Consider the following 13,054-nt stretch of genomic DNA (forward strand, 5'->3'; position numbering starts at 1 on the left):
AGCCAGACAGCGCCCGACAGCCAGGGAGATAGAGAAAACCAGGTGAAGCAGCAGAATAAGCGCCTCCGCTCTCATGCGTGCGCCTCGGGCTGGCTTCGGGAACCGATGACGATGTCGGCTCGCATTGCCTCTGCTTTCCTGCTGTTGGCCGCAGTGCCTGATCAGGTCCGACCGATTATCAGGGGAGGGACACCTGCAATGATCACGCGCACAAAATATGATCCAAAGGTAATTGAACCAAAATGGCAGACTCGCTGGGAGGAGGAGCAGATCTATCACGCGCCGGACGATTCGCCTAAGCCAAAATTCTATCATCTGGTGATGTTCCCCTACCCCTCCGGCGATCTGCATATGGGCCACTGGTACAACTATTCTCCGTTCGATGCCTATGGCCGCTTCATGCGCCGCCTGGGCTACAATGTTATGCAGCCCATCGGCTTCGATGCCTTCGGCCTGCCCGCCGAAAATGCCGCCATCAAGCGCGGCATCCAGGCCCGCGATTGGACAATGGCCAACATCGAACGCATGCGCAAGCAGCTGCGCATGATGGGCGCTCAGTGGGACTGGCAGCGCGAGGTCGTAACCTGCCAGCCCGAGTACTATAAATGGACTCAGTGGCTCTTTCTGCAGTTCTATAAGCACGGCCTGGCCTATCGCACTCGCGCCCCCGCCAACTGGTGCCCCGGCTGCAACACGACCCTGGCTAATGAGCAGGTGCTGCCTAACGGCACGTGCGAACGCTGCGGCAGTACGGTGATCCGCAAGGAGATCGAGCAGTGGCTGCTGCGCATCACCAAATACGCCGAGGAGCTGCTGCGTTTCGATGGCATTGACTGGCCAGAGAAGACGGTCACGATGCAGCGCAACTGGATCGGACGCAGCGAGGGTGCGGAGATCCGTTTCTTCACCGAGATCGACGGCGAGCGCGTCGAGATCCCCGTCTTTACTACGCGCCCTGATACCGTCTATGGCGTCACCTTCTTTGTACTGGCTCCGGAGCATCCGCTGGTCGAGCGCCTGACCACTCCCGAGCAGCGCGCCGCGGTCGAGGCTTATGTCGAGCGTACACGTCGCATGACAGAGATCGAGCGCCTGAGCACGGAGAAGGAAAAGACAGGCGTCTTCACCGGTGGCTACGTGATCAATCCTGTCAGCGGCGATCGCGTGCCGGTCTGGATCGCCGATTATGTGCTGCTGAGCTACGGCTCGGGCGCCGTGATGGGTGTGCCCGCCCATGATCAGCGCGATTTCGAGTTTGCTCGTAAGTTTGGCCTGCCGATCCGTCAGGTGATCCTGCCCCCAGGCGAGGAGGAGAGCGATCCGGCAACCTGGAGCGAGGCGAAAACAGCCTATGGCACGATGATCAATTCCGGCCCCTTTACGGGCACGCCCGCCGATCAGGCCATCCGCCGCGTGATTAGCTACCTGGAGGAGCAGGGCATTGGCCAGTCGAAGGTGACCTACCGCCTGCGCGATTGGCTGATCAGTCGCCAGCGCTATTGGGGCGCCCCGATCCCAATCATCTATTGTCCCAAGGATGGCACGGTTCCCGTTCCCGAGGATCAGCTGCCCGTTTACCTGCCTGAGCATGTTCAGTTCAAACCGACGGGCGAGTCTCCTCTGCGCTACGAACCAGCATTCCTGAATACGACCTGTCCCAAGTGCGGCGGCCCGGCAACGCGCGAGGTCGATACGATGGATACCTTCATTTGTTCGTCCTGGTACTTCCTGCGCTACGCCGACCCGCATAACGATAAGGAAGCCTGGAGCCAGGAGGCCATCCGTCGCTGGCTGCCGGTCGACCAGTATGTAGGTGGCGCTGAGCACGCCACTATGCACCTGCTGTACGCGCGCTTCTTCGTCAAGGCCCTGCGCGATATGGGCTACCTGCATTTCGACGAGCCGTTCCTGCGCCTGTACCACCAGGGCATGGTGCTGGGAGCCGATGGCCAGAAGATGTCGAAGTCGCGCGGTAACGTCGAGGCCCCCGATAAGTATGTCGAGAAGTACGGCGCCGATACGGTGCGCTGCTACATGATGTTCATCGGCCCCTTCGATCAGGGTGGGAGCTTCAAGGCCGAGAACCTGGAAGGTGTCTGGCGCTTCCTGAATCGCGTCTGGAACCTGGTGACGGAGAGCTGGGTCAGCGGCACCGTCAGCGAGGAGGAGAACGAGGCCACCCGCGCCATCGAGCGCCTGCGCCATAAGACGATCAAGCGCGTCACCGAGGACCTGCATCACTTCCGCTTCAATACAGCCCTGGCCGCGCTGATGGAGATGAACAATGCCCTGATCAAGCAGCAGCACGAGCCGGTCGCCCGCACCGCGGCCTATCGCCAGGCCCTGGAGACTATGATGCACCTGCTGGCTCCAATGGCTCCTCACATCACCGAGGAGCTGTGGGAAATGACCGGCCACCAGGGCAGCATTCACCTGACCGACTGGCCTCAATACGATGAGGCTCTGACACACGATGAGACCTTCACACTGGTGGTACAGGTCAACGGACGCGTGCGCGAACGGCTGGAGATACCAGTCGAGACGCCCGAGGAGGAGATCCGTCAGCTGGTGCTGAGCAACCCGCGCGTGGCCGCCTACATCGGCGAGGCCTCCGTGGAGAAGTTCATCTACGTGCCTGGCCGCATAGCAAACGTGGTCACGCGCCACGCTTAGACCCCGGCTCAGGCAGCGTGCTGCTCGTAGTCGAGCGAGCGCCATAACTATTGATATTGATAGCCTTTGAGGCCTCTGCCACGGTCGCCTAAGCCGCAGCGCGCACTCAGGCCCAGCCAGCAGAGCCAACGATGGAAGAAGGCTGGAGGCTGGTGCCTTGATCTTCTTTCACAGCGGCAAAGGCAAGCACCGGGCAACCAATCAGCCTACCGATGGCCGTGATGTCCAAACCGGCATCACGGCCATCTTTTCCTGGGAGCCTCTTTTTGACCGTTTCCCCAACTTTCCCTATTCCTCTGACCTATGATCTGACAGACGGTAGAGAGCTTCAGAGCACTTGAGAGGCCTACAGAGACACTACACAACCTCAACCAGAGGCCGAAAGCCCAGCCATTGTCATGGGGAAAGAAATGTGCTAAACTAGTATGGCCGCTGTGACAAAACGCCCTGGAGCCATCTGGGCTGATATATCTGCTTTCACCAACGCACCTCAACAATATCGCATTGGCGATACATAGAGTTTGGTTGCACCGACCAGGGCTAATAAAGTGGTACATTAATTCAGGAAAGGAAGCGTTTCTGAATCGATGGCACCCCCTCCGGTTGGAAAGCACATCTTGTCGGAGCTGTATTCGTGCGACAAGAACCTGATGGCTCAGCTGGATAGCGAGAAGCTGCGTGCAGCCGTCTCTAGGATGACGAAAGAGCACAATCTCACGCAATTGGGAGCTTTTTGTCATCAGTTCGATGGGGGCGGTATCACCTGCCTGATCGCCCTGGCTGAGTCTCATATTGCTATCCATACCTGGCCAGAACTAGGCTACGCGACGCTGGAAGTCTACATCTGCAACTACCAGCGGGATAACTCCGACGCCGCTGAACGCATCCACGCCGCGCTCGTCTCGTTCTTCGAGCCAGGTAAAGTCGAAACTCGCCGGCTCGCCCGCTAATTCCGCCCTCCGCTCATCCACCAAACCTGTCCGCCTGCCCGCTATCCACCTGCCTGTCCGCAGGGACGGGTCGTCGCGAAGGTGAGAGAGAGGAAGGGAGGAGGAAGGAAAGGGAACGAGAGGAGGATGGAGAACATCCCTGTGGGTGGGGTCGGCTCCTCGGCGCAGAAAACGCTCACGGCCATGCCCCGCGCCGAAGCTGAGCGGGGCATGGCTCAGGTGGGCGTTTTTTCTATTCCACCACCAGAACGCGGTCGTCACGAATGATCATGCCAACGTTCGGGTCCTCAATAGCCTCCCGCACGTACTTGGGCAGGGCAAACATGTGTTGGTGCGACTCAACATCATAAAATTTGAGATTGGTGCACCCCCGCTCTCGCAGGGTGGCCGCGATGACCTCCGGCGTAAAGCGCGCCGCGATATCTTCGTCACTGGCCACCGCAAAGCCCCAGGGCAGACCGAAGAAGGTAACCATCGCCTGATAGGAAAACACCGATTTGAAGCACTGCTTCAGGGTCTTGATGATGGAGGCATGCGCCTCACAAACTCCAATGTCGGTCGCCTCGGCCTGCATGCCAAAAGTCCCCCCCGGATTGAGACGAGACTTGGCCAGCTTGAAGAATTCGCTAGTGAAGAGCAGAGCCGCTGGTCCGCCCTCCAACGGGTCAGTGGCATCCACAATGACGCTGTCAAAGGTCTCGCTGGTCTTCTCTAGATAACCCCGCGCGTCAGCATGCACCAGCTCCACTCGTGGATCATCAAAGGCCCCCTGATGCCAGTCACCAAGATGCTCCCTGGCCAGGGCTACCAGCGTGTCGTCAATATCTACCATCACAACACGCTCGACGGTGTTATGCCTCAGCACCTCCCGCAACGTGGCTCCCTCTCCCCCTCCGACAATGAAGACTTTCTTGGGCTGCCGGTGCGCTACCAGAACTGGATGAATGAGCGCTTCGTGATAGATATGCTCGTCGAGAGCCGAGGATTGCGGAATGCCGTCCAGAAAGAGTGCTCGCCCAAAGCCAATAGTGTCCAGGATCAGAATCTCCTGATACGGCGACTTGGTGGCAACAACCGTCTTGAGCACGCGGTACATGTTGGCACGCGTGCCCCCGCGGAAATCTATGAGCCAGTTCTGTGCCTGCATCTGCTTCATCAAATGCATAATTCACCCCTCAACTTCCTAAGATATTGTGAGATAAAAAGTATAGAGGAGAGGATCTGATAAAAAGAAGTGAAGTGCGGCTTGAAGCCACTCCTCGCTCCCAAGCTGTTCCAGTCCCGGCAACTATTATAGCATATTCATGCCCCTCTGCCTCTGCTATTCTGCACTTCCTACCACGGTCCTGCCTGCCTCATCGCCCTGCTCGCTTATCACCCAGCAGCCAGGCGGGAGAAGTGCCCCTGCTGGACCCATTCGCTGCACAGAGCGCCGCCAGAGATGGAACCTGTGCGGGGCCTCAATCGTAATAAGAGCGAGAACCGCCAGAGGTCACCCGGCGCGCCGCTTGGGCGCTCCCGGGCCAAGGGACAGAGAGCCGCGCCTGCTATCTCCGCTCTCCCTTGCTGCGGAGGAAATGCCAAAGTGAGGGATGGAAAGCGTTACTATAAAATGAGAGGACTTGTGCAGAGGCCCAGGTCTCGCCTTATTTGAACGTTGACTGTCTGCTGCTCTTCTCTCGCTATAATTGATGAGTAACAGCAGTCACCGCACCTGCACAACATGGGCAAAGTGGGATAGAGGCCCGGCAAGTGAGTGAGTGAGCGAGCGAGCGATTGAACGTGAGGACAGAGAGAGCATGATGAATCCACGGATCGATGAGGAACGGCAACCTGAAACACCGTGCGACACGACGCTCAGCCAGCTGACCGACGAGGGCGAAGTGCTGATGCGCCAGGGCTTTACTGAGGATGAGGTCACGTCCCTGCTCTGGCTGCGCCAGTGGTATCAGAGCGGGGGAAGCGATCGTATGGAGATCGTCCGTCGCCTGGAGTTTATCAGAATGCTGTTCCTCCAGGGCAAAATCGAGTTGTAGTAGCTTATTTCGTCCGCCTGTCCACCCGAGACGCGCTCAGACGCGCCTCGCTGCCACCTTCCCCTCCCGGCAGGCAGGCCCGAGGGTACGAGGGTAGCGATGCGGTGACCGCGTCAGAGGGAAGGGCAGGCGCGTGACGATAGAGGCCTTTTTTCCGGCGAGTTGGCTGCCTGTTTGTTTTTGCGGCTGCCTGCTCGCCGTCTTACTTCCTTCTCCCGTATCTCCTTCTAACTTGGCCCCGCCGCCTAACGTAGTAATTGCTGAAACAGAAAAAAGGCCGTCTGACCAGGCGCCGCCTTCTAGAATAGATACCTCGCGCCGCCAGACTGTGCCTTTGAGAGCATATAATAAGGACAGCACATCCGACGAGGGAAGATAAGGTTTTCTCCTATGCGAATGATTCTCTATCTCGGCAAAGGTGGCGTGGGGAAAACGACGGTGGCTGCCGCTACCGCTGTACGCTCAGCCCAGCTCGGCAAACGGACGCTAGTGGTGAGTACCGACCTGGCCCATAGCCTCGCCGATTGCCTGAAACAGCCTCTGACCTCGGAACCGAGCGAGCTAGCTCCCCAATTGTGGGCCCAGGAGGTGAATGTGCTCGACGAGATGCGACGCAGTTGGGGGAAACTGCAGAGCACGCTGAGCACTCTCCTGCGCGCTCAGGGCCTGAACAGTATCATGGCCGAGGAGCTGGCTCTGATCCCCGGCATGGATGAAATTGTTAGCTTGCTTAATATCTACCGCAATGCCCGCGACGGCGCTTTTGAGGTGGTGGTGATCGATGCCGCCCCCACTGGCGAGACGGTACGCCTGCTGAGCATGCCCGATACCTTCCAGTGGTATGCCGGGCGCATCGCCGGCCTGCAAAGCACTACGCTTAATCTGGCCCGCCCCTTGATTAAAGCTTTCCTTCCATCGGCAGAGGTCTTGGATGCCATCCAGTTGCTCAGCGAGCGCGTCAACGCCCTCCGCAATGTGCTGAGCGATCCCTCTGTTAGCTCTTATCGCCCAGTCGTGAACCCAGAACGTATGGTGATCAAGGAGGCGCTGCGCGCAGAAACCTATCTCGCTCTCTTCGGCTATCCCATCGACGGCGTGGTCTGTAATCGCGTCTTACCACCCGGTCCCTACCAGGATCAGTTTATGCAGCAGATGTATCAGAGTCAGGAGAAGCTTCGCCGCCACATCCAGCAGACCTTCGCCCCCTTACCTGTCTGGGAGGCCCCTTACTACGCCCAGGAACCCCTCGGTATCGAGCGTCTGGCCGAGCTGGCCCAGGCTATCTTCGGTGAACAGGACCCGACGCAGGTCTTTTATCGCGGGCCTGTTCAGGAGGTTATTGAACAGGATGGCCATTACGTCCTGCGCCTTCCTCTTCCTCACGTCGAGCTGGAGAAGGTGCTGATGACGAAAAAAGGAGATGAGATGATCATCGAGATCGGCAATTTCAAGCGCGATATCCCCCTGCCCGCTGTTCTGGCTAGCCAGGAGGCAACGGTGGCACGCTTTGTCGATAAGGCCCTGGAGATCCACTTTGCACCGCCCGTCAGCCAGCCGGAGTCGGAGCACGAGAAATCGGCCTGAGTGGAGTCATCATCTTCGTTCGTTCTCTCGCCCGCTCAGGCCAAGCCCGGCCTGCCAGGTCAAGGTTACAGCGGGTCGGCTGGCCCCTGCTTTGGTCACTTATGCGCGCCCGCTTGCTCTTCGGCAGCGGGCTGCCTTCCACTCCGACCTACCAGCGACACAAGCGTTGCTCATTGCGAACAATCTACTCGTACCTACCCGGCGCTAACGGCTGGCTAGAGCAGCAAGGCTTGAAGCCAAGCCACCAGAGAAAGGTGAAAGGACAATGCAGGTCTTTGTTGCCGGTGCAACAGGAGTTCTGGGGCGCGCGCTTATCCCTCGCTTACTCCAGCAGGGACATACAGTGCGCGCGCTTGTGCGTTCGCCCGAGCGGGGGCAGCAGATCCGGGCCCCCGGAGTTGAGTTAGTCAGCGGCGACCTCCTGACCGAGGCCACAGCGCAGCAGCTCCCCACCCTGGTCCGCGGTTGTAACGCCGTTGTGCATATCGCTACGGCGATCCCACGCAATCCCACCGAAGCCTCAGCCTGGGAGCCTACCACCCGGCTGCGCACCGAGGGCACCCGGCTGCTGCTGGAAGCAGCACGCGCGGCGGAGGCCCGCTACTATATCCAGCAGAGCATCGCAATCGCCTACCCCGATGGCGGCGAGCGCTGGCTTGACGAGACAACGCCGCTCGATCGCTCGCCGCAGCGCGCTACGGTCTGCAAACCAGTGATCACAATGGAGGAGATGGTGCAGGCCGTCGATCCCGCCGAGCTGGGATGGTGTATCTTGCGCGGTGGCAGCTTCGTCGGTCGTGGAACCGCCCAGGATACGCTGGTCGCTCGTTTGCGCGAGGGGCAGCTCGTGGTGATCTGCGACGGGAGCAATTTTATTTCGCCGATTCACGTGGCCGATATGGCTACGGCTATCATCGCTGCCTTACAGCCGGCGGCAGTGGGACGCATCTTTAATATCGTGTCGACGCCGGTCCGCTATGGGGAGTATGTAGACCACATCGCCGCTCTGCTGCGGGTGCCCCCGCCTCCACGTGATCTTTCAATGCCCTGTCCCCCGTCGTTTCGCTGTAGCAATGAGGCCGCCCGCAGTGTGCTCGGCTGGCAGCCAGTACACGATATCTACGAGGATGTGGTTCCAGCTCAGCAGTGAGAGGCGCCCGCCAGGCTGCAAGGCAAGACGAGGACCTTCATAGAGCACAGCCTGACCTCCCGCTTTGTACACTTGAGCCGAACCGCCCGGGCAGGACAGAAGAAGGCCAACCGAGCGCCAGGAGCCAGGCCAGGAGCAGCGACTCTGGCAGTGGCCGCCTGCAGTTCGCCGCCTCACAGCTGCCCCTGTCCTGCCCCGGACTCTGCCAGAATCACTCTCGCTGAGCTAATAGACTGCAGCGAGAGGGCAGGTTCTTACTCGCCTCGTTGCGCTTCCACTTCCGTCCCACGGCCTGTTATGCCCTCTCCTTTCAGTCCGGTCCTCTCCCCCTCGCTGCCAGGATTGGCCGTACCTTCCGCCTCGCCGCCAGGGCCGGCAAGGCGCAGAGCTGCCATAGCGGCGGTCTCAGTGGCCCGTGGCACCAGAGCATTGCGCGCTCCATACTTGCACAGAATGGAGGCCGCTTCGGCCTGACGTTCCAGGGTTCTGACCATGATGATGGTGCGCCCCGGCAGCGCCTCAGCTTCCGCGTAACGCGGCCCCGGCTCCACTCCCACTAAAGAGGGACCGACGACGGTCCCAAGAAAACCCCCTCCCAAGGCTCCAAGGGCAAGACCTTCGAGCAAGGCGATCACCGGCCCCCCGCTGATCTGTACGCCAGCCAGGGGAAGGGCAAAGGACGCGATGAAACTGAATAGCCCTCCTCCAATGGCTCCCACAATAGCCCCAAGCACCGGCAGGTTATATCTGGCCCTCACTCGCTCCAGTAGCCGCTCCGCCGGACCGGCTTCCTGCAGCTTGAGTGGCTCACGCGATAGCCTGGTAATCTGGTCGTCTCGGAAACCAGCGGCTTTCAGCTCTCCGACTGCCTGCTCCGCCTGACTCCGCTCTTCGAAAATACCCACCACAGCAGCAGGTCCGATCAGTGCCATCTCTCTTTCTTTCCCTCCAGAAGCATCTTGCAGGCTCATAGCTCCTATATTATGCCCATTCGGCCCCGAGGATCAATAGGTACTATTTATGCAACACCTTTAGTAGATAGACCCGCCAGAGTCAGAGGGTCAGCATCACTTTACTCGACACACAATGCTCACCGACGCCTGCCTCCTCATCAGGCCAGGACCGACTGAGCCATACGAGATCGCCTTAGACCGGAGGCCTTGACACTCCAGGGCAGCGGCGACTATAGTAGGTGAGCAGCAGTATTCTCAAGAAACAAGCAGTAGCGTCAACGTATGACAACAGGAGCCAGCATCGCACTCAAGCCATATATCGAGCGCGCCCGCAAAGTGCTTCAGCACGAACAGCATACCAATCATCAAGACCAGGCGGTCAAGCCCGGTGGGCTGGAAGCCTTTGTGAAACGCTGGCTGGATGAGATCGGGCCTGTCTGCCATGCGTCAGGACGCGACTTGCGCCCTTTCTACCGCCTGGCCTCCTGTTTAGAGGGCTATCGTCAGCAGGACCCGATACAACGTGCAGCCAATTTGCGGGCCGCTTTAGCCCTCCTGAACGAGCTGGAGAGAGAGCAGATCACCGCCCCCAGCCGGCCACCTTCTTCAGAGCCTGTAGCGCCAGCGCGCCCCAGCGAGGCGCTCGGAGAGTCGGTGCGTTTAGCGACAGCAACAACCTCCACAGCGGCAGTACGCTCTAGCAAGCCATCGGGAGGGAGTCGCGGAGGACGCGAGCGCCAGGAAGGCGAACTGGACCGCATCGCCCTGGACAGCAGCAGCTCGCCGGGCCACGCTGCCTTGACGCTGCTGACGACAGACGTTTCTGCCATTCATGGCGTTGGCCCCACGGTCGCCGCCCGCTTGCGTAGCCTGGGTATCCGCACAGTTGGTGACCTGCTCTTCTATTTCCCACGCGAGCACCGCGACTATAGCAAGCTGCTCAGTATTGCCGAGCTACCCTTCGACGAGCTGGTCACCACTCGTGGCCTGATCTGGGAGGTCAAGACGAGCCGCACGGGTAGCGGGCGTACACGCACGGTGGCCACTCTCAGCGATGGCACCGGGCGGCTCAGCGCAGTCTGGTTTAACCAGCCCTACCTGCAAAAGCAGCTTTCCGAGGCGCGCGGCGAGTGGCTGGTCGTCACCGGAATCAAGCAGCGTTTCGGCAACAAGGTTACCTTCACGGTGCGCAGCCATGAGCTGCCCGAGAAAGGCGAGCTGCTCAATACGGGCATTCTTGTCCCCATCTATTCGCTCACTGAGGGCCTGACAGCTCGTACCATGCGCCGCCTGACGCGTTGGGTTGTTGATCGCTATGCGGCCCTGCTTCCAGACCACCTGCCTGCCATGATTCGTCAGGCCGCGGGCCTGCTGCCTTTGTCGGAGGCCGTCGCCCAGATGCACTACCCAACCAATGAGGAGCTGCTCGCCGCCGCCCGGCGCCGTCTGGCTTTCGATGAGCTGTTCCTGATCCAGCTCGGCATGCAGGAGCGTCGAACGCGCTGGCAGCGCGAGCTACCCAACGGCCAGGCGTTCAAGGTCGACCTGGAGCGCGTCTTCGTCGAGCCAACAGCCGCTGAGCGCGAGGCGCTCCAGGCCCAGGCTACTGCCGCCGCCCACAACGCTGATTCCCAGGTACTCCAGGATTCTCAGAATCCTCAGTCAGGCACAACCCTGTGGGCCCCATTGGCGGACCAGCGCCCTTTCGAGGCCACACTACCCTTCCGCTTCACAGCAGCCCAGCGCCGCGTGCTCTGCGAGATCCTGGGCGACCTCAGTCGCAGTCAGCCGATGTGTCGTCTGCTGCAAGGCGACGTCGGCTCTGGCAAAACGGCGGTAGCCGCGGCGGCCCTCTTTGTGGCCGCTCTCAACGGCTATCAAGGCGCGATTATGGCCCCGACCGAGATTCTGGCCGAGCAACATGCGCGCAGCATTGGCGCGATGCTCGCCCCCTTCGGCATCCGTACCGTGCTGCTGACCGGCGGGCTGCGTCCCCGCGAGCGCGCCCTTGGACGAGCGGCGATCGAGAGCGGCGAGGCAACAGTGGCTATCGGTACCCATGCCCTGATCCAGGAAGATGTAACCTTCCAGCGCCTGGGCCTGGTGATTATCGATGAGCAGCATCGCTTTGGCGTGGAGCAGCGCGAGGCCCTGCGCCAGAAAGGCTACCACCCCCATATGCTGGTGATGACGGCCACCCCGATCCCCCGAACACTGGCACTGACGCTCTATGGAGACCTGGACCTCTCGGTTATCGATCAGCTTCCGCCGGGCCGCCAGAAGGTGATTACGCGCTGGCGCACCGGCGCCCGCCGCGAGGAGGCCTATCGGCTGATCGAGCAACAGCTCGCTGAGGGCCGCCAAGCCTTCATTATCTGCCCGCTGGTCGACGAGTCCGAGAGCCTGAGCGCTAGAGCAGTCACTGCCGAATATGAACGGCTGAGCCGCGAGGTATTCCCCCATCGCCGGCTGGGCCTGCTGCACGGCGGAATGAAGCCCGCGGAGAAGGATGCCGTCATGCGACGCTTCCGCGATCATGAGCTGGATATTCTGGTGGCCACTTCAGTGGTGGAAGTGGGCATCGATGTGCCTAATGCAACCGTCATGGTGATCGAAGATGCCGATCGCTTCGGCCTCTCGCAGCTCCACCAGTTCCGTGGTCGTGTCGGACGCGGCGCCTATCAATCCTATTGCTATGTGTTGAGCGCCGATGCAGGACCACAGGCCCGCGAGCGCCTGGCAATCTTCCAGGAGACCGATGATGGCTTCAAGCTGGCCGAGCACGATCTGCGCCTGCGTGGTCCGGGCGATTTCATTGGAGTACGCCAGAGCGGGATGCCCGAACTGCGTATCGCCGATTTCAACGATACACGCCTGATCGAGGAGACACGCACCCTGGCGGCGCGTCTCTGGGCCAGTGATCCCTACCTGCGGCGTCCAGAGCACGCGCCGCTGCGGGAACACTTGAGTCGCTTCTGGCAAGCCTTCATTCCGCACTAGTGAGTGCCTCCCTTTGCCTTGCCTGGACGGCTCCGGGCCCGCTGCTGCCGGCCTGAAGCTCCCCGACGGCGGCTGTCTGCCCCTGATGCATTGCTCTTCCCGTTCTGGGAAATGCTATGATTCTAGTTGTGGCGAGGAGCAAGCCGCCTTTGCCCCTCCTCAATGGACGCATCCGGCCCGGCTACCCCTGCCACACAGTGAGAGTGCCTTCCCCACGGTCCGCTGAGTGGGCGACTGGACTGATGCCCACATCAGCTGCGCCCACTCAGCGTAACAGGGAAGCCTCTGCTACTACTTTCGCCGTTTGCAGGAGAATTGCATGGCTATTAAGATTGCTTCCTTCGTTCTGCGCATTGCCGGACTGCTAGCCCTCATTCTTGGGGTGCTCTTCTGGACAGGTAACGCTGCCCAGCTGGTTCCGCTGCACATGTTGCTTGGCTTTGTGGTCGTGCTCGCGCTGTGGGTGGTCGGTATCGGGCAAGCTGTGGTGCGTGGTGGCAGTCCGGTGATCGCAGTGCTGGCTGTTATTGTCGGCCTGCTCTTGCCAATCATTGGGCTGATGCAGAATTCCTGGCTACTGAACTCTTCACACTGGATTATCCAGGTCGTGCACCTACTGGTCGCCCTGTTGGCCATCGGCATTGGCGAGATGGGCACCGCGCGCTACCGCCGGGCCAGTGCCGGCGTCGCCGCCCGCTAGCCATTCGT

9 protein-coding genes are annotated in these 13,054 nt (G+C 60.4%); 7 read left to right on the plus strand and 2 right to left on the minus strand.

Annotated features, from left to right (window positions below; genetic code table 11):
• Positions 1 to 198 precede the first annotated feature (198 nt).
• Together leuS and speD are read left to right on the plus strand one after the other, a co-directional pair.
• Positions 199 to 2,673 (plus strand): leucine--tRNA ligase, encoded by a 2,475-nt coding sequence (gene leuS, locus KTAU_RS04485; RefSeq protein WP_151727211.1) that lies wholly within the window; start codon positions 199 to 201, stop codon positions 2,671 to 2,673.
• Between the two features lie 587 nt (positions 2,674 to 3,260).
• Positions 3,261 to 3,623: an adenosylmethionine decarboxylase gene (speD, locus tag KTAU_RS04490; RefSeq protein WP_069804310.1), complete on the plus strand. Its 363-nt coding sequence runs from the start codon at positions 3,261 to 3,263 to the stop codon at positions 3,621 to 3,623.
• A gap of 232 nt (positions 3,624 to 3,855) precedes the next feature.
• Here the strand turns inward: speD and speE are convergent, their stop codons facing one another.
• The gene (gene speE / locus KTAU_RS04495; RefSeq protein ID WP_151727212.1) at positions 3,856 to 4,788 is read right to left on the minus strand and encodes a polyamine aminopropyltransferase; all 933 of its coding nucleotides are present in this window, start codon (positions 4,786 to 4,788) and stop codon (positions 3,856 to 3,858) included.
• Between the two features lie 634 nt (positions 4,789 to 5,422).
• On the opposite strand from speE, the gene KTAU_RS04500 reads away from it, so the two are divergent.
• The 3 genes from KTAU_RS04500 to KTAU_RS04510 all read left to right on the plus strand — a co-directional run bounded on the left by KTAU_RS04500 (position 5,423) and on the right by KTAU_RS04510 (position 8,393).
• On the plus strand, positions 5,423 to 5,659 hold the full coding sequence (locus KTAU_RS04500) for a hypothetical protein (protein WP_146747185.1): 237 nt from the start codon (positions 5,423 to 5,425) through the stop codon (positions 5,657 to 5,659).
• Between the two features lie 390 nt (positions 5,660 to 6,049).
• Positions 6,050 to 7,243 (plus strand): ArsA family ATPase, encoded by a 1,194-nt coding sequence (locus KTAU_RS04505; RefSeq protein WP_151727213.1) that lies wholly within the window; start codon positions 6,050 to 6,052, stop codon positions 7,241 to 7,243.
• Between the two features lie 265 nt (positions 7,244 to 7,508).
• Positions 7,509 to 8,393: an NAD-dependent epimerase/dehydratase family protein gene (locus tag KTAU_RS04510; protein ID WP_151727214.1), complete on the plus strand. Its 885-nt coding sequence runs from the start codon at positions 7,509 to 7,511 to the stop codon at positions 8,391 to 8,393.
• A 254-nt stretch (positions 8,394 to 8,647) separates the two neighbouring features.
• Here the strand turns inward: KTAU_RS04510 and KTAU_RS04515 are convergent, their stop codons facing one another.
• A complete protein-coding gene (locus KTAU_RS04515) occupies positions 8,648 to 9,325 on the minus strand; it encodes a hypothetical protein (protein WP_151727215.1) in 678 nt (225 codons plus the stop codon).
• Between the two features lie 303 nt (positions 9,326 to 9,628).
• Here KTAU_RS04515 and recG point away from each other — a divergent pair, with 303 nt between their 5' ends.
• Both recG and KTAU_RS04525 read left to right on the plus strand, forming a co-directional pair.
• Complete coding sequence (gene recG, locus KTAU_RS04520) at positions 9,629 to 12,346, plus strand: ATP-dependent DNA helicase RecG (protein WP_151727216.1); 2,718 nt, start codon at positions 9,629 to 9,631, stop codon at positions 12,344 to 12,346.
• 319 nt (positions 12,347 to 12,665) lie between these two features.
• Positions 12,666 to 13,046 (plus strand): hypothetical protein, encoded by a 381-nt coding sequence (locus KTAU_RS04525; RefSeq protein WP_151727217.1) that lies wholly within the window; start codon positions 12,666 to 12,668, stop codon positions 13,044 to 13,046.
• Positions 13,047 to 13,054: the final 8 nt, after the last annotated feature.

Origin of the sequence: Thermogemmatispora aurantia (assembly GCF_008974285.1) — a bacterium.
In the GTDB taxonomy this organism is placed as follows: Bacteria; Chloroflexota; Ktedonobacteria; order Ktedonobacterales; family Ktedonobacteraceae; genus Thermogemmatispora; species Thermogemmatispora aurantia.

Bases quoted from the DNA above. Each gene is read 5' to 3' on its own strand.
- leuS (WP_151727211.1), top strand. From the start codon at position 199: ATGATCACGCGCACAAAATATGATCCAAAGGTAATTGAACCAAAATGG.
- speD (WP_069804310.1), top strand. From the start codon at position 3,261: ATGGCACCCCCTCCGGTTGGAAAGCACATCTTGTCGGAGCTGTATTCG.
- speE (WP_151727212.1), bottom strand. From the start codon at position 4,788: ATGCATTTGATGAAGCAGATGCAGGCACAGAACTGGCTCATAGATTTC.
- KTAU_RS04500 (WP_146747185.1), top strand. From the start codon at position 5,423: ATGATGAATCCACGGATCGATGAGGAACGGCAACCTGAAACACCGTGC.
- KTAU_RS04505 (WP_151727213.1), top strand. From the start codon at position 6,050: ATGCGAATGATTCTCTATCTCGGCAAAGGTGGCGTGGGGAAAACGACG.
- KTAU_RS04510 (WP_151727214.1), top strand. From the start codon at position 7,509: ATGCAGGTCTTTGTTGCCGGTGCAACAGGAGTTCTGGGGCGCGCGCTT.
- KTAU_RS04515 (WP_151727215.1), bottom strand. From the start codon at position 9,325: ATGGCACTGATCGGACCTGCTGCTGTGGTGGGTATTTTCGAAGAGCGG.
- recG (WP_151727216.1), top strand. From the start codon at position 9,629: ATGACAACAGGAGCCAGCATCGCACTCAAGCCATATATCGAGCGCGCC.
- KTAU_RS04525 (WP_151727217.1), top strand. From the start codon at position 12,666: ATGGCTATTAAGATTGCTTCCTTCGTTCTGCGCATTGCCGGACTGCTA.